Below are 24,987 nucleotides of genomic sequence, written 5' to 3'. Positions count from 1 at the left end.
CTCCGAGTTCCCCACGCCCGCGCCCCGTACCCACGAGCACGCCCCCACGCACGCCAAAGGGCGCCCCCTCCCCGACCGTGGGTCGGAAAGGGGGCGCCCTCAGAAGGCCCTGCTACAACCTCAGTTGTCGCCGTCCTCGTCGATCAGGAAGCCCCGCATCGGCGCCGGAGCCTGCTGCATCGGCTGCGGCGGCTGCGGACGGACGGCCGCCATCGGCTGGGTCATCCCGGCCGGCTGCATCTGCGGAGCACCGCTGTTGCCACCGGTCGACTGCCCGCCGAAGCTCGGCGCGGAGGAGCCGCCACCGAAGGAGCTGTTCCCACCGAAGGACGGCGAGCTGCCCCCGAAGGACGGCTGGTTGCCACCGAAGCTCGGCGCGCCACTGCCCATCGCACCGGCACCGGCCGGAGCCATCGACGAGGCCGCCGGCGGCAGCGACGCGGTGGCGGGGATCCGCGGCGGAGCGAGCGAGTCGTCGGCCTGCGACTCCAGCTGACGCAGCTGGGTCTCCAGGTACGACTTCAGACGCGTGCGGTACTCACGCTCGAACGCCCGCAGGTCCTCGACCTTGCGCTCCAGCGTGGCCCGCGCCGACTCCAGCGAACCCATCGCGACGCGGTGCTTCTCCTGCGCGTCCCGCTCCAGCGCGTCGGCCTTGGCACGGGCGTCGCGCTCCAGGCCCTCGGCCCGGCTGCGCGCCTCGCCGACGATCTTGTTGGCCTCGGAACGGGCCTCCGAGATCGCCTGGTCGGCGGTCTGCTGAGCGAGCGCCAGCACGCGGGCGGCGCTGTCGCCACCGGGGCCCTGCTGCTGCATCGGGGCGCCCATCGGGCCGCCCATCTGCTGCGGGCCGCCCATGGGGCCACCCATCGGCTGCATCTGCTGCTGGCCCATGCCCTGGCCCATGCCCTGGCCCATCGGGTTGCCCATCTGCTGCGGGCCACCGGGGCCGCCCATGGGCTGGAGCATCTGACCGCCCATCGGCTGGACCAGCTGCTGCTGGCCGCCCATGGTCTGGTTCATCTGCTGCTGCGGGCCGCCGGCAGCGGGAAGCTGCGGGGCGGAGCCGGCGGGCAGGCCGAGGGGCTGGTTGCCCATCTGCTGCTGGGGGCCGCCGGGGCCCATCTGCTGCGGACCACCCGGACCCATCTGCTGCGGACCACCGGGGCCCATCTGCTGGGGGCCGCCCGGACCCTGCTGGCCGGGGACCGGCGGGCCGGATATGGCGGCGGGCACCGGAGCGCCACCCTGTCGGGGGGCCTCCTGCTGCGGTTCCTTGCGCAGGTTGGCCTGGTTCTGCGCGGCGGCACGAGTCGCGGCGGCCAGCTTGGCGCGCAGGTCCTCGTTCTCCCGGAGGAGGCGGGTCAGCTCCGCCTCGACCTCGTCGAGGAAGGCATCGACCTCGTCCTCGTCATAGCCTTCACGCAGGCGGACGGTCGTGAACTGCTTGTTCCGAACGTCCTCGGGGGTCAATGGCATCTCTTCACCTCAACGTGATCGTCGGCACACCGGCATCCTGTCGCATCGCTCACCTACGACTAGGGGTGCACAAGCGAGATCAGGACATACACAATGATCATCAGTACGAAGAAGGACAGGTCGAGCGCCACGCCCCCGAAACGCAACGGCGGAATGAGCCGCCGAAGAAGCTTGAGCGGCGGATCCGTGACAGTGTACGTGGCCTCCAGGACCAGGACCATGGCCTTGCCGGGCCGCCACGAACGCGCGAACTGGAAGACCCAGTCCATGACCAGTCGTACGAGCAGGAACACCAGGAAGACGGTCAGGGCGTAGTAGAGCACCGCCCACACGATGTCCATCGCGTTTCCCTCTCCCCGGTCCCGATCCCTCGGGCCTGCCGCTCGTCACCTGTCGCTAACCCACTGTTGATCAGATCCACACGTAAAGTCGTGGCCGGGTCAGCTCTGGTTGAAGAACCCACCCTCGGCGATCCGAGCCTTGTCCTCCGCCGTGACATCGACGTTAGCAGGCGACAGCAGGAACACCTTCTGTGTCACGCGCTCGATACTGCCGTGCAGACCGAAGACGAGTCCAGCGGCGAAGTCTACGAGTCGCTTCGCGTCGGTGTCGTCCATCTCGGTCAGATTCATGATCACGGGAGTCCCGCCGCGGAACTGTTCCCCGATGGTACGGGCCTCGTTGTAGGTTCGGGGGTGCAGCGTGGTGATGCGGTAGGGCTCTCGTTCGTTCACGACCTTGGGCATGATCACCGGTGCGCTCTTCTCCAGGTTGTGGCGACGTTCGGGTGTGATGGACGACACGGGGGCCATCCTCGGAGTCTCCTGCCGGATCGGCACCGCCGCGGGCACCGGCTGCGGGGTGATCGAGGAGACCGGGGCGGGCGCGGCGGCCGCGGGGGCCGGAGCCGGCCGGGGGATGTCCTCGGTCCGCTGGCCCGTCCGGATCGGTTCGGGATCCGCGTCGTAGTCGTCGTCGGGGTCGTACCCCTGGCCGTCGTACGTCTCGTCCTCCACGAGGCCGAGGTAGACCGCCATCTTGCGCATTGCGCCGGCCATGCTCCTGTCTCCTCCGCTCATAGCCGCCTCGCTGACGCTCGGCGGCAGCTTCGCGACGCGCGCACCTTCTGACGGTCGCCCGCTTCGCTCGCTCCGTGCGGACCGGCGCTCCGTCCCGGCAGCCCGGGCTCGTATGACGGCCCCGCCTGCGGATTCCGCGGTCCCTCCACGACGGCGTGTCAGCCCGACGGCCGGTCAGATGCGTGGAGCGGGGGCCGCGGAGCTGCGATCCACGGTTCGCTAGCACTCCGAAGAGCTGCTAGATTCTGTCCTATTTTGTCCTGCTGTCTGATCTACTTACCCGGTGACGTTACCTGAGGGGTGACCTCACTCCGAGTACCGCCGTTCCGACGCGCACATGTGTCGCTCCGGCCGCGATCGCCTGCTCAAGGTCGCCGCTCATCCCTGCGGAGACCATGGTGGCAGCCGGATGGTCCGCCCGTACGGCGGTTGCGATTTCCGCCAGTCGATCGAAGGCGCGGGCCGGATCTCCGGCCAACGGGCCGGCCAGCGGAGCGACGGTCATCACACCGTCCAGTCGCAGCCCGGGCGTGTCGGCGATGGCGTCGGCCAGTCGCGCGACGTCCTCCGGCGCGACCCCGGCCCGGTGCTCGCCCTCCCCGTGCGCCTTGTCCAGCGCCACCTGCACCAGGCAACCCAGCTCCGGGCGCTCCGACTTGAGCACCGCCGCGGAGAGCGACTCGACCAGCCGGAGCCGGTCCACCGAGTGCACGTGGTTCGCGTACCGGACGACCGAGCGGACCTTGTTGGTCTGCAGCTGGCCGACGAAGTGCCAGTCAAGAGGAAGGTTTCTGCACTGCTCCGCCTTGGGAGCGGCGTCCTGGTCGCGGTTCTCGGCGACGTCCGTCACACCGAGTCCGGCCAGCAGCGCGGTGTCCTCGGCGGGGTAGGTCTTGGTGACGACGACCAGGGTGACCTCGTCCCGGGCGCGCCCGGCGGCCGCGCACGCGTCCGCGATCCGGCGCTCGACCACCTCGAGGTTGGTGCCGAGTTCCTCGTACCGGGCCCGCTGGCCCTCCGTCATCGCCGCCACGAACTCGGTGCTTCCCGGGAACGGTCCGTAGATGTCGTTCGTCATCAGTGATCAGAGCCCAACCAGACGTAGCTCGCGAGCCGGCCGGTGCGCTGCTCGCGGCGATAGGAGTAGTGATCGGCGGATTCGAGGGTGCAGACCGGTGACCGCACCAGCTCGTTGACCCCCGCCGCGGCCAGCTGGGCCGCGACTCCCTCCGGAACGTCCAGGGCCGGAGTCCCCCAGGAGGTCTCCGCGAAGGCCTCCGGCACCACCGCCGCGACCTCGTCGCGCAGCCCGGCCGGCACCTCGTAGCAGCGGCCGCAGACCGCGGGTCCGGTGGCGGCGGTGATCCGCGAGGGCTCCGCGCCCAGTTCGACCATCGCCCGGACGGCCGCGGGCACCACCCCGGCCGCCAGCCCGGGCCGGCCCGCGTGGGCCGCGCCCACCACGCCCGCCACCGGATCGGCCAGCAGCACCGGGGTGCAGTCGGCGGTCAGCACCGCCAGCGCGAGTGGCCGGTCGGAGACCACCGCGTCCACCGTCGGGGCCTGCCCGAGCTGCTGGCGCTCGGTCACCACGGCGACCTCGGCGCCGTGCACCTGGTTCATCCACACCACGTCGGCCGGGTCGAGCCCCAGCCGCCGGGCGGCCAGCGCCCGGTTCTCCCGCACGGCCCGCGGGTCGTCCCCCACGGCGCCGCCGAGGTTGAGCTCCCCGTACGGCGAAGTGCTCACCCCGCCCCACCGGGAGGTGAAGGCGAAGTGAGCACCCGCGCGGATCGCGTGATCGATCACTTAAGGAAGTCCGGGACGTCGAGCTCCTCGGCCGGACTCTCCACGAACGGCTGCCGGGCCGGCTGCACCTGCGGCGGCACCGGGGCGGCGGCGGTCGCGGTGACCTGGGTCTCGGCGGTCCGGCTCGACCCGGAGGCCGAGGACTCGCCCTCCGAACGGGACGTCACCGAGCCGATGCTCCCGTACGGGCGGCCGGCCGGGCGCTCCGGGGCGGCCGGCGGAGTGGCCGGGCGCTCCGGGGTGGTGGACTTGACCACCGGGTCGCGGACGATCGCCGGCGGCTGCCCGCCGTCGAAGCCGGCCGCGATGACGGTGACCCGGACCTCGTCGCCGAGCGCGTCGTCGATGACCGCACCGAAGATGATGTTCGCCTCGGGGTGGGCCGCCTCGCTGACCAGCTGGGCCGACTCGTTGATCTCGAACAGACCGAGGTCGGAGCCGCCCGAGATGGACAGCAGCACGCCACGGGCGCCGTCGATCGAGGCCTCCAGCAGCGGCGAGGAGATCGCCATCACGGCGGCGGCCTTGGCGCGGTCCTCGCCGCGGGCCGAGCCGATGCCCATGAGCGCCGAACCGGCTTCCGACATGACGGACTTGACGTCGGCGAAGTCGAGGTTGATCAGACCCGGGGTGGTGATCAGGTCGGTGATGCCCTGGACACCGGAGAGCAGGACCTGGTCGGCCGAGCGGAAAGCGTCGAGCACGCTGACCTGGCGGTCCGAAATGGACAGCAGCCGGTCGTTGGGGATCACGATGAGGGTGTCGACCTCTTCGCGCAGGGCGGCGATGCCGTCCTCGGCCTGGTTGGCCCGGCGGCGGCCCTCGAAGGTGAACGGGCGGGTGACCACGCCGATGGTCAGGGCGCCCAGCGAGCGCGCGATGTTGGCGACGACGGGAGCGCCGCCCGTGCCCGTGCCACCGCCCTCACCGGCGGTCACGAAGACCATGTCGGCCCCCTTGAGGACCTCCTCGATCTCCTCGCGGTGGTCCTCGGCGGCCTTGCGGCCGACCTCGGGGTTGGCGCCGGCGCCGAGGCCCCGGGTGAGTTCACGGCCCACATCGAGCTTGACGTCGGCGTCGCTCATCAGGAGGGCCTGCGCATCGGTGTTGATCGCGATGAACTCGACGCCCTTGAGACCGACCTCGATCATCCGGTTGATGGCGTTGACACCACCGCCGCCGATTCCGACGACCTTGATGACTGCGAGGTAGTTCTGCGGTGCTGCCACGTCGAAGGCCTCTCGCCTCGAATTTCCGGGTCGGCCCGACCCGGGGCGGGGCCGTACCGACGGATGTCGATGGGTAGGGAGCCTGGTTTCTGACTGAATGTCCGAAATGCCGACCGCCGACCCCAACCCTAAACTTGACCTTTAGGGTTAGTTCTGTGTCTCCGTCACATCACCAGGAAACACAGTCTGGTGACACAGGACACTAGGTGGCTCCAGGCACGTGTTTCAACGAACACGCCGAGCTTCCCTTTTTCTTTTGAGCCTATGTGATCATCGGCCGGCTTAGGAAACCGGGGGTGACCACCAAGAGTCGGGCCGACACTTCGAGGCGTCAACCCCACCCTCAGGCAGAGAACCTACCGGATCATCCCGACACCGCCGGCGCCTCCGGCGCCGTCACGTCGAAGTTCGTGCCCTTCTGTTTCATCAGGGCGACCAGGACCCGGGCCTTGCGGTCGATCTGCTCCGGACTCCCCCAGCGCACCGTCGCACCCCCGCTGAGCTGCAACTCGATGTCGTCGTACGAGTGCACCAGCACCGATCCCGCCCGCTTGGCGACCTCCGGCGGCAGCCCGGCGGCCACCGCCACCGCGCCCTGCACCAACTGCGAACGGGAGATCACCCCGTCCGCGTCGTTCGCCTGCTGACTGAGCCGCAGCTCGACCACGGGAAGGCCCTCCGGCGGGGCCGGTTCGGTGGCGAAGCTCACGCCCCCGGCATCCACCTGGGTGAACTGGCCGTCATCCCCCTTGACCGCGGCCACCGCCTTGCGTTCGACGACCTTCACCCGCAGGGTGTGCGGCCAGCCCCGCCACACCTCGGCCGTGGCCACCCGGGGGATCGTCTCCACCCGGTGGCGGACGTCGTCCAGGTCCACGCGCGCCAGCGGGCCGTCGCCGAGCCCGCCGATCGTCGCGCGGACCTGGTCCGCCGTCAGCTTGTCGTCGCTCGTCCCCTGGACGGCGACGTCGCGCACGTCCAGGACCGAGGAGAAGAACACCAGCCAGGCCAGCACGCCGAACACCGCGGCGCCGAGCGCGCCCAGCACCACGATGCCCCGCCGGGAGAGCCGGAGGCGGGGAGCGGACTCCTCCTCCTCCAGCTCCTCCTCCAACGGGTCGGCGAGCCGGCCGTCAGCCACGGCGGCGGCCGCCGCGGTGGGCCTGGATCGCCTCGTAGACCATGCCGACCAGCAGGTCGTCGGCGTCCCGGCGACCGAACTCGGCGGCCGCCCGGCTCATGTCCCACAGTCGCTGCGGGTCGGTGAGCACCGGCAGCACGTTCTGCAGCACCCAGTCCGGGGTCAGCTCGGCGTCGTCCACCAGCAGACCGCCGCCGGCCTTGACCATCGGCTGGGCGTTCAGCCGCTGCTCGCCGTTGCCGATCGGCAGCGGGACGAAGGCGGCGGGCAGGCCGACGGCCGCCAGCTCGGCCACCGTCATGGCACCGGCCCGGCAGAGCATCATGTCGGCGGCCGCGTAGGCCAGGTCCATCCGGTCCAGGTACGGAACCGGGCGGTACGGCGGCATCCCGGGGACGTCCGCCACCTGCGGCAGCTCGTTCTTCGGGCCGACCGCGTGCAGGATCTGCACGCCGTACTGCTGGAGCCGCGGGGCGATCGCGGTGATCGTCTCGTTGAGCCGGCGCGCGCCCTGGGAGCCGCCGGAGACCAGCAGGGTGGGCAGCCGCTGGTCGAGGCCGAAGTACTGGCGGGCCTCGGGGCGGGCGGCGCCGCGGTCCAGGGTGGCGATGGTCCGGCGCAGCGGGATGCCGATGTACCGGGAGTCGCGCAGCTTGCTGTCCGGCGTGGAGACCGCCACGAAGTCGCTGTAGCGGGCGCCGATCTTGTTGGCCAGGCCCGGGCGGGCGTTCGCCTCGTGCACCACGATCGGCACGCCGGCCCGCTTGGCGGCCAGGTAGGCGGGCATCGCGACGTAGCCGCCGAAGCCGACCACGGCGTCCGCGTTGACCCGCTCGATGATCTCCTGGGCGGCCCGGACGGTGCCGCGCAGCCGGCCGGGGACGGTGATCAGCTCCGGGGTGGGCTTGCGGGGCAGCGGGACGGCCGGGATGAGCTCCAGCTGGTAGCCGCGCTCGGGTACCAGCCGGGTCTCCAGTCCGCGCTCGGTGCCCAGGGCGGTGATCCCGACGGACGGGTCGTGCCTGCGGAGGGCATCCGCGAGGGCCATGGCCGGCTCGATGTGACCGGCGGTCCCCCCGCCGGCGAGTACGACATGCACCGAAATTCACCGCTCCCTGCGTGCCGGCCCCGGGGCCGGGCGCGCTGTGGTTCGTCGTCGTGGCAGCACCCGGGCCAGTTGTCTCCTGATCCGGGAGTTCTTGGTCCGGGCGGCCAGGGCCGCCTTCGCGCCGGAGGAACTGCGCGCCAGGCACAGCAGCACTCCGATCGCGGACATGGCCGACAGCATGGCGGAACCGCCGTAGGAGAACAGCGGGAGCGGGACGCCCGCGATGGGCAGCAGTCCCAGTGCCGACCCCAGGTTGATCATGGCCTGCGCCATGATCCAGGTGGTGGCGGCTCCCGCGGCGTACCTGACGAAGGGGTCCTTCGTGCCGATGGCCACACGGATACCCGCGTAGCCTAGTGCCGCGAAGAGGCCGAGGACCGACAGCGTCCCCACCAGACCGAGTTCCTCGCCGGTCGCGGCGAAGATGAAGTCGGTGTGCGCCTCGGGCAGCTGGCCCCATTTCTCCACGCCGGCGCCGAGGCCGGTGCCGAAGCCGCCGCCGTTGGCGAACGCGAAGGCGCCGTGCAGGGCCTGGAAGCAGGCGCCCTCCGGGTCGATCTTGGTGACGCCGATGCAGCTCAGCCGCTCCGCCCGGTGCGGCACGGTGACCACCAGGGCGGTGCAGACCACCACCGCCACCCCGAGGGTGGCCACGAACAGCCGCAACGGCGCGCCGACCATCCAGAGCAGCGCGAACACCATGGCCACCAGGATCATCGAGGTGCCCATGTCGCCGCCGAACATGATCAGCGCGAGCAGCAGCAGGGCTCCCGGCACCAGCGGCACCAGCAGGTGCTTCCAGGAGGTGAGGGTGCCGGCCTTCTGCTTGCGGGCGAGCAGGTCGGCGCCCCAGAGCACCAGCGCGAGCTTGGCGAACTCCGAGGGCTGGAACTGGAAGAAGCCGAAGTCCAGCCAGTTCTGGTTGCCGTTGATCCGCACCCCGATGCCGGGGATGGCGACCAGGGTGAGGGCGCCGATCACCCCGATCATCACCGGGTAGACGATCACCCTCAGCACCGCCAACGGGACGGAGGCGAAGCCGATCAGCAGGACCAGGCCGAGGATGGCCGCGATCAGCTGCTTGAGGAAGTAGTACTGCGCCGTGTGGTGCTGGTTCAGGGCGAGGATCTGCGAGGCCGAGAAGACCATCATCAGGCCGAGCACGACCAGCAGCAGGGTGCTGCCGACGATCAGCAGGTACGGGGTGAGCGGCCGGTCCAGCCAGTACCGCACCCGGGCCCGGAGGGCCTGGACGCGGGCCAGTGGACCGGCCGACTTGTACTTGGTCGTGGTGGCGGAGATCACTCTCATCGGCTCGGCGGCATCCCGCTTCACGACGCCGGAATCCGCTCTGCCCTGCCCCGCCACCGCTCCCCGCTCACTCTCTTCCGTCCGACGCTCCGCGCCGACCCGCTACTCGCCCGCCAGCTCCCGGACGGCCGCCGCGAAGAGGTCGCCGCGCTCGCCGTAGTTGGTGAACATGTCCATCGAGGCGCAGGCCGGTGCCAGCAGCACCGTGTCACCCGATCGGGCGAGCGACGCGGCCGTTCGAACGACCTCGGCCATCGCCACCGCGCCAGTCTGGCCCTCGGCCGCCTCGATCACCGGCACATCCGGAGCGTGTCGCTCCAGTGCCTCGCGGATCACCGCCCGGTCCTGCCCGATCAGCACCACCGCGCGCAGCCGCTCGGCCGCGCCCTGCACCAGGTCGTCGAAGGTCGCGCCCTTGGCCAGGCCCCCGGCGATCCAGACGATCGGCCGGTAGGCGGCCAGCGAGGCGGCCGCCGCGTGGGTGTTGGTGGCCTTGGAGTCGTCGATGTACGTGACCTCGCGGACCGTACCGACCTCGGCGATCCGGTGGGCGTCCGGACGGAAGGCCCGCAGGCCCTCCCGGACGGCCTTCGGCTCGACGCCGTACGCCCGGGCCAGCGCCGCCGCGGCGAGCGCGTTGGCGATGTTGTGGGGCGCCGGCGGGTGCACGTCGGCGACGGCGCCCAGCTCGGCCGCGTTCTTGGCCCGGTCCTCGACGAAGGCGCGGTCCACCAGCAGCCCGTCCACCACGCCGAAGTTCGACGGGCCGGGCGCGCCGAGGCCGAAGCCGATCGCCCGGCAGCCCTCCTCGACGTCGGCCTCGCGGACCAGCGCCTCGGTGGCCGGGTCGGCCAGGTTGTACACGCAGGCGACCACGTTGCCCTCGTAGATCCGGCCCTTGTCGGCGGCGTACGCCTCCATCGAGCCGTGCCAGTCGAGGTGGTCGGGCGCCAGGTTGAGCACCGCCGCCGAGTACGGGCGCAGCGAGGGCGCCCAGTGCAGCTGGTAGCTGGAGAGCTCGACGGCGAGCACGTCGTAGGGCTCCTCGGCGAGCACCGCGTCCAGCACCGAGACCCCGACGTTGCCGACCGCGGCGGTGCGCTTGCCGGCGGCGGTGAGGATCGAGGCGAGCATCTGGACGGTGGTGGTCTTGCCGTTGGTGCCGGTGACGGCCAGCCAGGGGGCGGGCTCGCCGGTGCCGGGCAGCGGCTTGCGCAGCCGCCAGGCCAGCTCGACGTCGCCCCAGACCGGCACCCCGGCCGCCTCGGCGGCGGCGAACAGCGGGCTGTCCGGCGCCCAGCCGGGCGAGGTGACGATCAGCTCGGTGCCCTCGGGCAGGCTCGCGCCGTCGCCGAGCCGCACGGTGACGCCCAGCGCCTCCAGCTCGGCGGCCCGGGCGGCCAGGCCGGGCCCGCTGCCGCCGTCCACCACGGTGACCCGGGAGCCGAGGCCGTGCAGGACGCGCGCGGCACTGATGCCCGAGACGCCGAGCCCGGCCACGACGACCGGCAGGCCCTGGAAGTCGGGGTTGGTCATCCGGTCACCCATCCCGCGTAGAACAGGCCGAGGCCGACCGCGACGCACAGGCCCTGGATGATCCAGAACCGGACGACGATCAGGACCTCGGTCCAGCCCTTGAGTTCGAAGTGGTGCTGCAGTGGCGCCATCTTGAAGACGCGCTTGCCGGTCATCCGGAAGGAGCCGACCTGGATGATCACCGAGAGGGTGATGATCACGTAGAGGCCGCCGAGCAGGGCGAGCAGCAGCTCGGTGCGGGAGCAGATCGCCAGACCGGCCAGGGCGCCGCCGAGGGCGAGCGAGCCGGTGTCACCCATGAAGATCTTGGCGGGCGAGGTGTTCCACCACAGGAAGCCGAAGCAGGAGCCCATCAGGGCGGAGGCCACGACGGCGAGGTCCAGCGGGTCGCGGATGTCGTAGCAGTTGGCGGTCGCGGTGATGGCGTAGGCGCAGCTCTGGGTGTGCTCCCAGATGCCGATGAAGGTGTAGGCGCCGAAGACCATCACCGAGGCACCGGTGGCGAGGCCGTCCAGACCGTCCGTCAGGTTCACGCCGTTCGACATCGCGGCGATCATGAAGTACGCGAAGATGACGAACAGGACGGGGCCGATCGCCCACTTGAAGTCCCGGACGAAGGACAGGCTCTGGGACGCCGGGTTGAGCCCGCGGTCGTCCGGGAACTGCATCGCCAGCACGGCGAACCCGAGGCCGACGATCGACTGGCCGGCCAGCTTCGCCTTGGCCCGCAGGCCCAGCGAGCGGCGCTTGACCACCTTGATGTAGTCGTCCAGGAAGCCGACCAGGCCGAGGCCCGCGGTCAGGAAGAGCACCAGCAGCCCGGAGGCGGTCGGGCTCTCGCCCGTTATCGCCTTCGTGGCGAAGTACGCGATCAGGGTCGCCAGGATGAAGGCGATGCCGCCCATGGTGGGCGTGCCCTTCTTGCTGTGGTGCGCCTTGGGGCCGTCGTCACGGATGTACTGGCCGTAGCCGTGCTTCGCGAGCACCTTGATCAGGGCCGGGGTGCCGAGCAGCGACAGGATGAGACCGATCATCCCGGAGAAAAGGATCTGCTTCATTATTCGGCCACACCGTCCGCCAGGAGGGCCTCGGCCACCTTCTCCAGCCCCACCGAACGGGAAGCCTTCACCAGGACCACATCCCCCGGCCGAAGCTGACTGCGCAGCAGCTCGACCGCCGCGTCCGCGTCGGACACCAGCACCGACTCCTCACCCCACGAACCTTCGTTCCTCGCGCCGAGTTCCATGCAGGCCGCCTCGCGTCCGCCGACCGCCACCAGCTTGGTGACGTCCAGCCGGACGGCGAGCCGCCCGATGGCGTCGTGCTCGGCCAGGCTCTCCTCGCCGAGCTCCCGCATCTCGCCGAGCACCGCCCAGGTGCGGCGGCGCTCCGGGCCCCGGCCCCCCATCGAGACGAGCGCCCGCAGCGCGGCCCGCATCGAGTCGGGGTTCGCGTTGTAGGCGTCGTTCACGATGGTGACACCATCGGCCCGGTCGACGACCTCCATGCGCCAGCGGGACAGCGCACCCGCTTCGCCCAGGGCTGCCGCGGTGTCGTCGACGGACATCCCGAGCTCCACCGCCACCGCGGCGGCGGCGAGGGCGTTCGAGACGTGGTGCTCACCGTACAGGCGCAGCTGCACGGGCGCGGAACCGGCCGGGGTGGTGAGCGTGAACGATGGCCGCCCGGTGGCGTCCAGGCGAACGTCGGTGGCCCGTACGTGGGCGTCCGGGGATTCCCCGAACAGGACCACCTTCGCCCTGGTACGGGAGGCCATCGCGCGCACCAGCCGGTCGTCCGCGTTGAGGATCGCGGCGCCGTCGGCGGGCAGCGACTCGACCAGTTCGCCCTTCGCCTCGGCGATCGCCTCCTGGGAGCCGAACTCGCCGACGTGGGCGGTGCCGACGTTGAGGACCAGGCCGATCCGGGGCGGGGTGATCGAGGTGAGGTACTCGATGTCGCCCTTGTGCCGGGCGCCCATCTCCATGACCAGGTGCCGGGTGCCGGCCTCGACCCGCAGCGCGGTCATCGGGTGGCCGATCTCGTTGTTGAGCGAGCCGGGCGGGAAGACGGTCTGGCCGCGGCGCTGGAGCAGCTGGGCGATCAGGTCCTTGGTGCTGGTCTTGCCGGCCGAGCCGGTCAGCGCGACCACGGCGGTGCCCTCGGCACGGGCGACCACGGTGCGGGCCAGCCTGCCGAGCGCCTCCACCACACTGTCCACCAGGACGGCGGGCACGCCGACCGGGCGGGAGGCCAGCACCGCGACGGCGCCGTCCTCGACCGCCTTGGCCGCGTAGTCGTGGCCGTCCACGTGCTCGCCGACGAAGGCCGCGAACAGGCCGCCCGGGCCCACCTTCCGCGAGTCGACCTCGACCGGGCCGGTGACCAGGGCGTCCGGGTCGGCGCCGTCCAGCGTGCCTCCGACGGCGGCGGCCACCTCGGCGAGGGTCAGTGCGATCACTGCTGCTCTACTCCTCGGTCGCCCCGTGCGGCCGTGGTCCGCGCGATGGATTCGCGCAGCACCTCCCGGTCGTCGAAGGGGCGGATCTCGTCTCGTACGTACTGGCCGAGCTCGTGGCCCTTGCCGGCCACCAGCACGGTGTCCCCCGCCTGGGCGCGGGCGACGGCGAGCCCGATCGCCTCGGCCCGGTCGGGGACGACCAGGACGGCGCCGCGCTCGGCCTCGGGCACCGTGGCGGCGCCGGTCAGCATGCTGGCGAGGATCGCCAGCGGGTCCTCGCTACGCGGGTTGTCGCTGGTCAGCAGGGCGGTGTCGGCGAGACGGGCGGCGATGGCGCCCATCGGGCCGCGCTTGTGCGGGTCGCGGTCGCCGCCGCAGCCGACCACGACGTGCAGCCGGCCCTCGGTGACCTCGCGCAGCGAGGCGAGGACGGCCTTGAGGGCGTCCGGCTTGTGCGCGTAGTCGACGACGGCGACGAACGGCTGTCCGGCGTCCACCCGCTCCAGCCGGCCCGGGACGCCGGGGACGGCGGCGACGCCGGCCACGGCCCGGTCCAGCGGCAGCCCGGCGGCGACCAGCGTGGTGATCGCTGCGAGCGCGTTGGCGACGTTGAACGGGCCGGGCAGCGGGACGGAGGCCTCGGCCTCGGCGCCGTCCGGGCCCAGCACCCGGAAGGTGGAGCCGACCGGCCCCAGCCGGACGTCCACGGCCCGCCAGTCGGCCTCGGCGACGCCGGTGGCCGAGAAGGTGGTCACCGGGATCTTGGCCTCGGCGGCGAGCCGGCGGCCGTACTCGTCGTCCAGGTTGACCACGCCGTGGCGGGACTTGCCGGGCTGGAAGAGCCGGGCCTTCGCCTGGAAGTAGTCCTCCATGTCCGGGTGGAAGTCGAGGTGCTCGGGGGTCAGGTTGTTGAACAGCGCGACGTCGTACGCCACCCCGTCGGTGCGGCCGAAGACCAGGGCGTGGCTGGAGACCTCCATGGTCACCGCGTCGGCGCCGCGCTCGGCCATCACGCCGAGGATCGCGTGCAGGTCGGTGGCCTCGGGGGTGGTGCGCTCGCTCTTGATCCGCTCCTCGCCGACCCGCATCTCGACGGTGCCGATGACGCCCGGGCTGCGCCCGGCGCCGCGCAGACCGCCCTCGACCAGGTAGGAGGTGGTGGTCTTGCCGTTGGTGCCGGTCAGTCCGATCATCAGCAGCCGCCGGGAGGGGCGGCCGTAGACGATCGCGGCCAGCTCGCCCATGACGGCCCGCGGCCGGTCGACGACCAGCAGCGGCAGGCCGGTGGCGGCCGCGATCTCGGCGCCGGCCGGGTCGGTGAGCACCGCCACCGCGCCGGCCTGGGCGGCCTTGGCGGCGAAGGCCGCGCCGTGGTGGTTGGCGCCCGGGAAGGCCACGTACACGTCGCCCGGCCGGACCGCGCGGGAGTCGTGGGTGACGCCGCTGACGGCGCCGCCCTCGACGGGCGCAAGGCCCAGTTCGGCGGCCAGCTCGGCGAGCGGAAGGGCGGTGGTCCCGGTCGGGCGGGGCGGACTCACGGTGGTTTGATCGGGTTTCGGCACGGCGGGAAGGCTATCCGCCGAAGGGTGTCCAGGGCCAAACCGGCCCTCCGCCGCGCCGTGCTCCGGCCCCGTCCGTTCGTTGCTCATCGCTCGCTCACGGCTTCCAGTCGACGGTGAGGTTGGGCGCCTGGCTGCCGCTCGGCGGGACCTGCATGGTCTTCAGGGTGAACTCCATCACCTGCTTGAACACCGGGCCGCAGAGCTGGCCGCCGAAGTGGCCGTTGACCGGGCCCTGGAGGGTGCAGGAGACGGTGTACCGGGGTGCGTCGGCGGGGGCGAAGCCGATGAAGGAGGCGGTGTAGCCGTCGTAGCCGACGCCGTTGGCGGCGCCCCGGTTGGCGGTTCCGGTCTTGCCCGCGACCCGGTAGCCGGGGATGGCGGCCTTGCCGCCGGTGCCCTGCTCGTCGTCGACGACCGACTCCAGCATCGAGGTGAGGGTCTTGGCCGTCTCCGGGCTGACCACCCTCGTCTGCTCCCCCGGCGCGCTCGGCTTGTACGTGCCGTTCGGGTCGGTGACGCCCTGGACGATGCTGGGCGCGACCCGCACCCCGCCGTTGGCGATGGTCGAGTAGACCGAGGTGGCCTGCAGCGCGTTCATCTGCATCGGGCCCTGGCCGAAGGAGATGTTGTACTTCTCCGATGCGACCAGGTCCTCCGGCTTCTTGAGCATCCCGGGGGTCTCCCCGGGGAAGCCCAGGCCGGTCGGCGCGGCCACGCCGAACTTGCGCATGTAACCGTCGAGGGCCTGGTTGGCCTTCAGCTGGTCGCCGTCGCCGAGGGTCTCGACCGCCTCGATGGTGCCGATGTTGGAGGACTTGGCCAGCACCCCGGCCAGGGTCAGGTACCAGGTGTCGTGGTCGACGTCGTCCTTGAACTGCTGCCCGGCGCGGACCAGCCGGTTGGGCACGGTGACCTTGGTGTCCCAGGTGGCCTTGCCGGAGTCCAGCACGGCGGCCATGCTCATCAGCTTGGCGGTGCTGCCCGGCTCGTACGCGTCGCCCAGGGCGGGGTTGCCCAGCTGGGCCTGCTTGGACAGGCTCAGGTCGTTCGGGTTGAAGCCGGGCGCGGAGGCCATCGCGAGGACCTGGCCGGTCTTCACGTCCTGGACGACCACGTAGCCCTTCTCCGCGCCGGAGTTGGCCACCTGGTCGGTGATCGCCCGCTGGGCGGCCCACTGGATGTCCCGGTTGACGGTCAGCTTCACGTCGCTGCCCGACACGGCCGGCTCCATCGAGCCCCCGGCGGTGGGCACCAGCCGCCCGCCCGACTGGGCGTAGCTGCTGTGGCCGTCCTTGCCGGCCAGCAGCTTCTGGTACTGGAGTTCCAGGCCGCCGGCGCCCTCGCCCTCGGCGTTGACGAAGCCGACCAGGTTGGCGGCCAGGCCGTCCGCCGGGTAGATCCGCTTCTGGGTCTCCCGGTTGAACACCCCGGCCAGCGGGTTGGCGCACTCGTTGTCCACCCGGGTGCGCCCGCCCTGGTCGGCGGGCTTGCCGAGCAGCTTCTTCTGGGCCTGGCAGGCCCGCGATCCGGCCTGCTTCTCCAGGCCCGACTTGAGGTCGCTGATCTGCTTCTTGGCGGCCGGGGTCTGCTGGGCCGCGAGGCGCTTGTAGCGGCTCTTGGGGGTGTGCAGGTCGGCGGCGATCTTCTCCTTGGGCACGCCGAGGATCGGCGACAGCAGCGCGGCCGCCTGCTCCGGCGCGTCCGGGATGCCGGTCGCCTCCGGGGTGAACATCGCCGGGTCGGCGGTGATGTCGTACGCGTCCACGGTGGCCGCCAGGGCGACCCCGTCGGAGGACGTTATCGAGCCACGCTCGGCGGTGATCGGGATGTTCAGGTAGCGGTTGGTGTTGGCGTCGGCGGCCAGCGCGTCGGCGTCCACCAGCTGGAGCTGCACCAGGCGGCCCGCGAAGACGGAGAACACCAGCGACAGCACCACGGTGATCACCCGCAGCCGGCGCTTCGGCTCGGCCAGCTTGAGCGCCTTGGGGCGCAGCGGCGGACGGCCCTTGGGGCGCACCGCCGCCTGGCTGCGGGCCGGCGGGCGGCCCTCGGGGCGGCGCTGCTGGGGCGCCCGCGGGGTACGGCCGACGGAGCCCGACTTGGCGGGCTGGGCCTTGGCCGACTGGCTGCGGGCGGGCTGGGCCTTCGCGGGCTGCGGCTTCGCGGGCTGGGCCTTGGCCGACTGACCCCGGGCGGGCTGGCCCTTGGCGGGCTGGCTGCGGCCGGAGGCGGACTGCGCGCTGCCCCGGGGCACCGGACGGCGGCCGTTGCCGCTGCCGGATTCGGAACCGGAGGGCTGACGTGGAGGAGTCATCGGCCGGCACCCCCGCTCGGCTTCGCGGCCGCGGTGGGCTGGACCGGGTTGAGCTGGATCACCGAGTCACCGGCGGAGGCCGCCGGGGTCGGCGCGGGCGGCGCAGGCGGCGGGGCGGCCGGCGACGGGGCCCCGCCCGGCTGCGGCGCGGCCGGCGAGGGCCCGGCGGCGGGCTGGGCCGCACCGGACTGGGCCCTGGTCGGCCACGGCTCGGCCGTGGAGCGCTTGACCGGCGGGCTGTCCTGCGCCGCGCCGGGGGTGCCGACCACCTTGCCGCCGTTCGGGACGTCCAGGAAGGCCATCCCGCCGGCCGGGACCAGGCCCAGCTCGGCGGCGCGCCTGGCCAGCGCGTCCGGGGCCGAGTTCTTGTCGATCTCGTGCTGGAGGCTCTGCTGCTCGTCGGTCGCCGCGGTGGTCTGCTTCTGCAGCCGGGACAGCTCGAAGGAGCCCTCGTTGAGCGCGGTGTTCAACGCGAGCAGGCCGAGCAGCCCGGCCGCCAGCAGCACCACGATGAGCACGGCGAACGGCGTACGCCGCCGTACCGGACGCCTGCCCGGCCGGACCGTGATCCGCGCCCTGCCCTGCCCGGGGAGTCCACCCCGCCCCGCCCGGACCTCACCGGCCACCGGCCCCACTGCTTTCCTCCGCCCTTCGGACCCCGCTGGGGCCGGTTCGTCAGCCCCGCTTGCTTCGGTCCCTGATCCTCTCCGCCACCCGCAGCCGTACGGGCGCGGCGCGCCGGTTCTCCTCGATCTCCTCCTCGGTGGCCAGCTCGGCACCGCGAGTGATCAACTTGAGCCAGGGCTGGTGCTCCTCCGGGATGAACGGCAGCCCCGGCGGGGCGGTGCTGGTCGCACCGGCGGCGAAGTACTGCTTGACCAGCCGGTCCTCCAGCGACTGGTAGGACATCACGGCGATCCGGCCGCCGACCGCGAGGGCGTCCAGCGCGCCGGGGATGGCCCGGTCCAGGACCTCCAGCTCGCCGTTGACCTCGATCCGCAGCGCCTGGAACGTCCGCTTGGCCGGGTTCCCGCCGGTCCGGCGGGTCGCCGCCGGGATGGCGTTGCGCACCAACTCGACCAGACGCGCGCTGTTGGTGAACGGTTCCTTCTCCCGCTCCCGCAGGATCACCGAGGCGATCCTCCCGGCGAACCGCTCCTCGCCGTACACCTTGAGGATCCGGGCCAGGTCGCCGTGGCTGTAGGTGTTCAGCACCTCCGCGGCGCTGATCCCCCGGGTCTGGTCCATCCGCATGTCCAGCGGCGCGTCCTGCGCGTACGCGAAGCCGCGCTCCGCCTCGTCCAGCTGCATCGAGGAGACGCCGAGGTCGAACAGGACGCCGTCCACCCGGTCGATGCCCAGGCGCTCCAGCACCTCGGGGATCTCGTCGTAGACGGCGTGCACCAGGGTGGCCCGGTCGCCGAACGGGGCCAGCCGCTCGCCGGACAGCTTCAGCGCCACCGGGTCGCGGTCCACCGCGACCAGCCGCACGTCGGGGAACTGGGTGAGCAGCGCCTCGCTGTGCCCGCCGAGGCCGAGGGTGGCGTCCACCACGACGGCACCGGGGCGGGAGATCGCCGGGGCCAGCGCGTCCATGCACCGCTGGAGCATCACCGGAACGTGCTTGGGGCCCGGTTCGTTGGTGGTCATGCGCGGTGGCGCCCTTCCTCGGTGCGGAGCAGCCCGACGTCCGGGAGCTGCGACCATTCTCGCCCACCGCGCCCCGGCACGACGAAGCGGCCCGTGGTCCCCGCCCGCTCGAGGGGAAGATCGTGACCGCCCGGCGCCGGGGAAGGTGCGCCAGGTGGGCACGGAGCGGGAGGAGGCCACGGGCCGCGTCGACCGGGCCGCACCGGCCGGGAGGACCCCGTTGACGGGCCCCGGCGGGTGTGCTCCACTGCGCCGCAAACTCTATCGTGCGGGTCCTGCCAGTCAATGGCCCGCTCCGGCGCACCACCCGGGCGGCGGTACGGATCACCGCAGGTCGCAGCCGTCGGGGCGGCCCGACGGCGGTGCGGACTGGGGGCCTTCGGCGGCGGGCGCGCGCCCCCTGTCCGCCACCGCGTGCGGGCACTGTGGGACCAGCCCGGACAAACCCTCCGGTTGTGGCTATGCGCTCGATCACAGCGTCAGGTTCTGTCGCCACTCTCCCCACCGCGCGGGCCCGATCCGCACTAACGTCGCCACCATGACAGTGACACCTGACCGGCCCTCGCCGAACGCCGCTGCCGCCCCTGCCAGACCCACCGTCATCGACCGCTTCGTCACGGCCAACCGCGGCTACGCGGTGACCTTCCAGGACGGCGGCATGGACGCCCGTCCGGTGCAGAAGATCGCCGTGGTCGCCTGCATGGACGCCCGCCTCGACCTGTTCGCGGCGCTCGGCCTCGAACTGGGCGACGCCCACGTCATCCGCAACGCCGGCGGCGTCGTCACCGACGACACCATCCGGTCCCTGACCATCAGCCAGCGCGCCCTCGGCACCCGCTCGATCGCGCTGATCCACCACACCGGCTGCGGCCTGCTCGGACTCACCGAGGACTTCCGCCGCGAGCTGGAACTGGAGGTCGGCCAGCGCCCGCAGTGGGCGGTGGAGGCCTTCGTCGACCTGGACGGCGACGTCCGCCAGTCCATGCAGCGCGTCCGCACCTCTCCCTTCCTGCTCCACACCGACGACGTCCGCGGCTTCGTCTTCGACGTCCACACCGGCCTGCTGCGCGAGATCGACTGACCCGCTCCGCCCGACCCGGCCCGGCCGACGACGTCCGGGCGCTCGGGCATTCGGGCGTCTCCGAATGGTGACTTCCGGCCATCCCGCGGGGGAGAATGCGCCTGCCGGTCGGACCCCGAACCACCTGGGGCGGCCAGGCCGCAGGCCGCCTTCCCGGCGCCGGATCCCTCGTGCGGAACCGCCCCCGGGACGGCCGCGTCAAGCATGGGGTGGGGTCCGGCCTCGGGACGGGGCGGGCACAGGGTGCCAGGGAGCGTAAACGGGTGACGAGCTACAACGACCAGGCCGGTCTCGGCAGTCCTGCGGGGGACGAGAAGCAGAGGGCGAACGGGTACCGGCAGGTCGGGCTCCCCGAGCTCGCCGCGGTCGTCGACCGCGTCCGCGCCAACGTCGAGAGCGTGATCGAGGGCAAGCCGGAGGCCGTCCGGATCGCCCTGACCGTCCTGCTCGCCGAGGGCCACCTGCTGCTGGAGGACGTGCCCGGCGTCGGCAAGACCATGCTGGCCAAGGCGCTCGCCCGCTCGCTCGACTGCACCGTGCGCCGCATCCAGTTCACACCCGACCTGCTGCCGTCGGACGTCACCGGCACCAACATCTACGACCAGCAGCGGCACGACTTCGAGTTCCGCCCGGGCGCGATCTTCGCCCAGGTCGTGGTCGGCGACGAGATCAACCGCGCCTCGCCCAAGACCCAGTCCGCGCTGCTGGAGTCCATGGAGGAGCGCCAGGTCACCATCGACGGCACCAGCTACGAACTGCCCTCGCCGTTCATGGTCGTGGCCACCCAGAACCCGGTCGAGATGGAGGGCACCTACCCGCTGCCGGAGGCCCAGCGCGACCGCTTCATGGCCCGGATCTCGATCGGCTACCCCAGCCCCGAGGCCGAGCTCGCGATGCTGGACGTGCACGCCGGCGCCAGCCCGCTGGAGGACCTCCAGCCGGTCGCGCACGCCTCCGACATCCTCAAGCTGATCGACCTGGTCCGCGGTGTGCACATCGCCGACCCGGTCCGCCGCTACGCCGTCGACCTGGTCGGCGCCACCCGCACCAGCCCCGAGCTGCGCCTGGGCGCCTCGCCCCGCGCCACCCTGCACCTGGTCCGGGCCGCACGCGCCGCCGCCGCGCTGGACGGGCGCGACTACGTCACCCCGGACGACATCCAGCGCCTCGCCGTCCCGGTCCTGGCGCACCGTCTGATGCCGACCGCCGAGACCCAGCTCAGCCGCCGCACCTCCGAGCAGATCGTGGCCGACCTGATCTCCCGGCTGCCGCTGCCGCGCCCGCAGGGCGGCCCGGCCGTCCGGAGGGGCTGAGGTGGCCCAGTCCGACTCGGCATCGGGACTGCGGGCCGGGTTCCGCGGTCTCACCACCCGGGGGCGGTCCTTCCTCGCCGCCGGGGTCACCGCGGTGGTCTGCGCGTACCTGCTCGACCAGGACGCCCTGCTGCGCGTCGGCGTGCTGCTCGCCGCGCTGCCGCTGGCCGCCGTGGTGGTGGTCGCCAACACCCGCTACCGGGTGGCCAGCGGACGCCGGCTCAGCCCGCGCCGGGCGGTCGCCGGCCAGGAGGCCCGGGTCCACCTGCGGGTCGACAACGTCTCCCGGGTGCCCACCGGCGTGCTGCTGCTGGAGGACAAGGTCCCGTACGTGCTCGGGCCGCGCCCGCGCTTCGTGCTGGACCGGGTCGAGCCGCGCGGCCACCGCGAGGTCTCCTACCGGGTCCGCTCCGACCTGCGCGGCCGCTACCCGCTCGGGCCGCTGCAGCTGCGGCTGTCCGACCCGTTCGGGATGTGCGAGGTGACCCGCGCCTTCACCGCCTCCGACGTCCTCACCGTCGTCCCCCAGGTCCAGGCCCTGCCGTCGGTACGGCTCAGCGGCGAGTGGATCGGCCAGGGCGAGAGCCACAGCCGCACCCTGGCGCTGGCCGGCGACGACGACGTGATCCTGCGCGAGTACCGGCCCGGCGACGACCTGCGCCGGGTGCACTGGCGCTCCACCGCCCGGTACGGCGAGCTGATGGTGCGCCGCGAGGAGCAGCCCCAGCAGGCCCGGGCCACCGTCGTGCTGGACACCCGGGAGATCGCCCACCGGGGCAGCGGCCCCGCCTCCTCCTTCGAGTGGGCGATCGGCTGCGCCGCCTCCGTCGCCGTGCACCTGCTGGAGCGCGGCTACCAGACCCGGCTGCTCACCGACACCGGACAGTCCGTGCCCGGGCCGGGCGCGGGCGGAAGCCACAGCACCGCCGACGCCTCCGGGCTGGTCCTGGACGCCCTCGCGGTCGCCGACCTGTCCGACGGCGGCACCCTCTCCCGCGCCGAGGACCCGCTGCGGGCCGGCGGCGAGGGCCTGCTGGTCGCCGTCCTCGGCGAGCTGGACGAGGCCCAGGCCACCCGGCTGGGCCGGCTGCGCAGCCGGGCCGGCGGGGCGATCGCCTTCCTGCTGGACACCGGCACCTGGGCCGGCCTGCGGATGCTCGCCCCACACACCGGCGGCGACGACTTCGAGGCCAGGGTCCGACAGCTGCGGGAGTCCGGCTGGACGGTCCTCCCGGTGCGCGCCGGGGACTCCGTACCGGACCTGTGGCGGGCCGCCGACGGCAGCAGGACGACCGCCCCCTACCGAGAAGAGGCCGGAGCGTGACCACCCGGGCCAAACTGACCGCGTACTCGGCGCTGGCCACCGCCCTCGCCGCGCTGTGCATGATGCCGCTGCTCACCACCCGCGGCTGGCTCACCCACGCCTTCCTGGTGGTCGCCGTGATCGCCGCGGTCGGCGCGGGCCTGCGCCGCGCCCCGCTATACCGCTGGACGGTGCCGCTCGGGCAGCTGCTGGTGCTGTTCCTGCTGATGCTGCTCGGCTTCGCCGGCGCCGGCGGGGTGCTGCCAGGACCGGCCACCCTGCGGGTGCTGGGCCAGGTCTTCAGCGCCGGCCTGGACGACATACAGCAGTACGCCATCCCGGCTCCGCCCAGCGCCGGACTGCGGCTGATCCTGGTCTCGGCGGTCGGTCTGATCGCCGTCGCGGTGGACACCGTCGCGGTGACCTACCGGCGCTCGGCGCTGGCCGGGCTGCCGCTGCTGGCGCTGTACTCGGTCGGCAACGGCCTGGCCGGGGAGCACAGCAGCTGGGTCTGGTTCGCCGCCGCCGCGGCCGGCTACCTGCTGCTGCTGTTCGCCGAGGGCCAGGACCGGGTCTCCCGCTGGGGCCGGGTGTTCTACGGCGGCGCGCGCGGCGCCGCGGAGTCCGGCAAGGTCAACCCGGGCGGCCGCCAGGTCGGCGTGCTGGCCCTGGCGGTGGCGCTGCTGCTGCCCGTCGTCCTGCCGAACTGGAGCTCCGGACTGCTGGACTCCGGCTCCGGCGGATCGAACGGCAAGCGCGCCGGCGGGAGCCTGTCGACCAGCCTCGACCCGCTGGTCAGCCTGGAGGCCGCGATCACCAAGCCGACCGACGCGGAGCTGCTCACCTACACCATGGAAAGCCCGCTGGCCGACCAGATCTACCTGCGGACCGGCTCGCTCGACCAGTTCGACGGCACCAACTGGAAGCTCGGCAGCACCGCGGTCACCGACCTCCCGGCGACCCTGCCCACCCCCGAGGGCCTGCGCAACGCCCAGGTCCCGCGGATCGAGGGCGAGTTCAAGGTCAGCGAGCAGCTGGGGGGCAGCAGCTGGCTGCCGATGCCCTACCCGGCCGCCACCGTCCAGGTCCCCAACCGCGGCGACTGGAAGCTCGACCCGCTGACCCGCACCGTCCTGCCGGCCAACGACAAGGCGATCCGCGGCCTGGAGTACCACGTCAGCGCCCTGGACCTGCGGCCCACCGCCACCGAGCTGCGCCTCGCGGCCTCCGCGCCGTCCGACATCAGGGAGCACTACACCGCCGTCCCGGCCGACCTGCCGCCGGTGGTCGCCGAGAAGGCCAAGTCCGTCACGGCCGGCGCGCGGAACGACTACGACCGGGCGACGGCACTGGTCAACTGGTTCACCGGGCCGGACTTCACATACGACACCTCGGTCAACGGCGGCACCGGCAACAACGCGATCGCCGTCTTCCTGCAGGACCGCCGGGGCTTCTGCGTGCACTTCGCCTCCACCATGGCGGCGATGGCCCGGGTCCTCAAGATCCCGGCCCGGGTGGCCGTGGGCTTCACCCCCGGCGACAGCAAGGGCGGCGACAAATACTCGGTGACCGGCCGGATGTACCACGCCTGGCCGGAGCTGTACTTCGCGGGCTACGGCTGGCTGCGCTTCGAGCCGACCCCGAGCCGCGGCGTCCCGGCCCGCTACACCGACACGTCCGGCGCCCCGACCACCGCGCCGACCCAGCAGGCGACCTCCGCCCCGCAAACCGCGTCGGCCGCCCCGGCGCCGACCTCCAGCTCGGACTGCACCCCCAAGCAGCGCCAGCTGGGCGAGTGCGGCACCAAGGACAAGGCCGTCTCCACGGCCGCCGAGGAGTCCTGGCTGCTCTCCGGCCAGGTGCTCGGCACCCTGGCCGCGGTGCTCGCGCTGATCGCCCTCATGCTCGTCCCGATGCTCTGGCGCACCGCCCTGCGCCGCCGCCGGCTGGGCGGCGGCGGGCGGCGCGGGCCCGGCGGCGGACCGGCGGAGCTGACCGACGCCCAGGTGCTGGCCGCCTGGGACGAACTGATCGACTCCGCCTGGGACCTCGGAATTCCCCCGGACGAGTCACGCACCCCGCGCTCGGCGGCACGCCGGATCACCGAGAAGGCGAAGCTGGACGCGGACTCGGCGGCGGCCACCGGCCGGCTGGCACTGGCCACCGAGCGGGTGCTCTACGCCCCGCCCGGGCAGGCCGCCACGGAGCCGCTGGCCGCCGACGTCCGCACCGTCCGGCGGGGGATGCTGGCGACGGCCGGGCGGGCCGGGCGGACCCGGGCGCTGCTGCTGCCGCCGTCCTCGGCGCAGCTGTGGTGGCGGATCTCCGACGCGGTGCGGGCGGCCCGGACGGCGGTCGGCACCGCGGTCGAGCGGATGGTCGAGACGCTCTCCGCGCCGGCGCGGCGGGTGCGCGCCCGGCGCAAGCGGTCCGCTCCGGAGTCCTGACTCCGGCGTCCGGTCCCGGTACGAGGGTCCGGACACGAAGCCGGGGCGGGCAGTCGATCGACTGCCCGCCCCCCCATGAAAAAGAAAAGCCCGGGGGCGCACAAACCCCCCGTCTTCACAAAACCGCGGCCCGGCCCGCGCAGGGGCACCCCCGGCATAAAACC

General features: G+C 72.7%; 20 protein-coding genes. 4 read left to right on the top strand and 16 right to left on the bottom strand.

Features of this window, described 5'->3' with window-relative positions; all coding sequences use genetic code 11:
• Positions 1–120: 120 nt before the first annotated feature.
• The 16 genes from ACGF0D_RS20195 to rsmH form a co-directional block, all read right to left on the bottom strand.
• Positions 121–1,479, bottom strand: a complete 1,359-nt coding sequence (locus tag ACGF0D_RS20195; protein WP_392869313.1) for a DivIVA domain-containing protein — start codon at positions 1,477–1,479, stop codon at positions 121–123.
• A 59-nt stretch (positions 1,480–1,538) separates the two neighbouring features.
• Positions 1,539–1,820 carry a YggT family protein gene (locus ACGF0D_RS20190; protein WP_030060143.1) on the bottom strand — a complete coding sequence of 94 codons (282 nt, stop codon included), beginning with the start codon at positions 1,818–1,820 and terminating at the stop codon, positions 1,539–1,541.
• Positions 1,821–1,919: 99 nt separating this feature from the next.
• Positions 1,920–2,537 carry a cell division protein SepF gene (locus tag ACGF0D_RS20185; protein WP_224276937.1) on the bottom strand — a complete coding sequence of 206 codons (618 nt, stop codon included), beginning with the start codon at positions 2,535–2,537 and terminating at the stop codon, positions 1,920–1,922.
• A 310-nt stretch (positions 2,538–2,847) separates the two neighbouring features.
• The gene (locus ACGF0D_RS20180) at positions 2,848–3,582 is read right to left on the bottom strand and encodes a YggS family pyridoxal phosphate-dependent enzyme (protein WP_392918175.1); all 735 of its coding nucleotides are present in this window, start codon (positions 3,580–3,582) and stop codon (positions 2,848–2,850) included.
• 53 nt (positions 3,583–3,635) lie between these two features.
• A complete protein-coding gene (gene pgeF / locus ACGF0D_RS20175; protein ID WP_392869317.1) occupies positions 3,636–4,367 on the bottom strand; it encodes a peptidoglycan editing factor PgeF in 732 nt (243 codons plus the stop codon).
• Positions 4,364–5,596 (bottom strand): cell division protein FtsZ, encoded by a 1,233-nt coding sequence (gene ftsZ / locus ACGF0D_RS20170; protein ID WP_392918085.1) that lies wholly within the window; start codon positions 5,594–5,596, stop codon positions 4,364–4,366. The genes pgeF and ftsZ overlap by 4 nt, the downstream gene beginning before the upstream one ends.
• Positions 5,597–5,960: 364 nt before the next feature.
• Positions 5,961–6,737, bottom strand: a complete 777-nt coding sequence (locus ACGF0D_RS20165; RefSeq protein WP_392869321.1) for a cell division protein FtsQ/DivIB — start codon at positions 6,735–6,737, stop codon at positions 5,961–5,963.
• Positions 6,730–7,836: an undecaprenyldiphospho-muramoylpentapeptide beta-N-acetylglucosaminyltransferase gene (gene murG, locus ACGF0D_RS20160; protein WP_392869323.1), complete on the bottom strand. Its 1,107-nt coding sequence runs from the start codon at positions 7,834–7,836 to the stop codon at positions 6,730–6,732. Before murG ends, ACGF0D_RS20165 begins: the two co-directional genes overlap by 8 nt.
• A 6-nt stretch (positions 7,837–7,842) precedes the next feature.
• The gene (gene ftsW / locus ACGF0D_RS20155; protein WP_392869325.1) at positions 7,843–9,156 is read right to left on the bottom strand and encodes a putative lipid II flippase FtsW; all 1,314 of its coding nucleotides are present in this window, start codon (positions 9,154–9,156) and stop codon (positions 7,843–7,845) included.
• A 102-nt stretch (positions 9,157–9,258) separates the two neighbouring features.
• Complete coding sequence (murD, locus tag ACGF0D_RS20150; RefSeq protein WP_392869327.1) at positions 9,259–10,692, bottom strand: UDP-N-acetylmuramoyl-L-alanine--D-glutamate ligase; 1,434 nt, start codon at positions 10,690–10,692, stop codon at positions 9,259–9,261.
• The gene (gene mraY / locus ACGF0D_RS20145) at positions 10,689–11,750 is read right to left on the bottom strand and encodes a phospho-N-acetylmuramoyl-pentapeptide-transferase (protein ID WP_359827635.1); all 1,062 of its coding nucleotides are present in this window, start codon (positions 11,748–11,750) and stop codon (positions 10,689–10,691) included. Before mraY ends, murD begins: the two co-directional genes overlap by 4 nt.
• Positions 11,750–13,153 (bottom strand): UDP-N-acetylmuramoyl-tripeptide--D-alanyl-D-alanine ligase, encoded by a 1,404-nt coding sequence (gene murF, locus ACGF0D_RS20140; RefSeq protein ID WP_392869329.1) that lies wholly within the window; start codon positions 13,151–13,153, stop codon positions 11,750–11,752. The genes mraY and murF overlap by 1 nt, the downstream gene beginning before the upstream one ends.
• A complete protein-coding gene (locus tag ACGF0D_RS20135; protein WP_392918082.1) occupies positions 13,150–14,715 on the bottom strand; it encodes a UDP-N-acetylmuramoyl-L-alanyl-D-glutamate--2,6-diaminopimelate ligase in 1,566 nt (521 codons plus the stop codon). The genes murF and ACGF0D_RS20135 overlap by 4 nt, the downstream gene beginning before the upstream one ends.
• A 94-nt stretch (positions 14,716–14,809) precedes the next feature.
• Positions 14,810–17,029, bottom strand: coding sequence for a penicillin-binding transpeptidase domain-containing protein (locus ACGF0D_RS20130; RefSeq protein ID WP_392918079.1), 2,220 nt, complete (start codon positions 17,027–17,029; stop codon positions 14,810–14,812).
• Positions 17,026–17,547 (bottom strand): hypothetical protein, encoded by a 522-nt coding sequence (locus ACGF0D_RS20125; protein WP_392918076.1) that lies wholly within the window; start codon positions 17,545–17,547, stop codon positions 17,026–17,028. The genes ACGF0D_RS20130 and ACGF0D_RS20125 overlap by 4 nt, the downstream gene beginning before the upstream one ends.
• Before the next feature lie 157 nt (positions 17,548–17,704).
• Positions 17,705–18,679 (bottom strand): 16S rRNA (cytosine(1402)-N(4))-methyltransferase RsmH, encoded by a 975-nt coding sequence (rsmH, locus tag ACGF0D_RS20120; protein ID WP_392869337.1) that lies wholly within the window; start codon positions 18,677–18,679, stop codon positions 17,705–17,707.
• A 538-nt stretch (positions 18,680–19,217) separates the two neighbouring features.
• Between rsmH and ACGF0D_RS20115 the strand changes: the two genes are divergently transcribed.
• The 4 genes from ACGF0D_RS20115 (at position 19,218) to ACGF0D_RS20100 (ending at position 24,823) form a co-directional block, all read left to right on the top strand.
• Positions 19,218–19,760 carry a beta-class carbonic anhydrase gene (locus ACGF0D_RS20115; protein ID WP_392869339.1) on the top strand — a complete coding sequence of 181 codons (543 nt, stop codon included), beginning with the start codon at positions 19,218–19,220 and terminating at the stop codon, positions 19,758–19,760.
• 398 nt (positions 19,761–20,158) lie between these two features.
• On the top strand, positions 20,159–21,073 hold the full coding sequence (locus ACGF0D_RS20110; protein ID WP_392870063.1) for an AAA family ATPase: 915 nt from the start codon (positions 20,159–20,161) through the stop codon (positions 21,071–21,073).
• Between the two features lies 1 nt (position 21,074).
• On the top strand, positions 21,075–22,397 hold the full coding sequence (locus ACGF0D_RS20105) for a DUF58 domain-containing protein (RefSeq protein WP_392918073.1): 1,323 nt from the start codon (positions 21,075–21,077) through the stop codon (positions 22,395–22,397).
• Positions 22,394–24,823, top strand: a complete 2,430-nt coding sequence (locus tag ACGF0D_RS20100) for a DUF3488 and DUF4129 domain-containing transglutaminase family protein (protein WP_392918070.1) — start codon at positions 22,394–22,396, stop codon at positions 24,821–24,823. The genes ACGF0D_RS20105 and ACGF0D_RS20100 overlap by 4 nt, the downstream gene beginning before the upstream one ends.
• Positions 24,824–24,987 lie beyond the last annotated feature (164 nt).

Source organism: Kitasatospora sp. NPDC048298 (assembly GCF_043201465.1).
GTDB lineage: Bacteria > Actinomycetota > Actinomycetes > Streptomycetales > Streptomycetaceae > Kitasatospora.
This window is presented reverse-complemented; position numbering and strand designations above follow the sequence as displayed.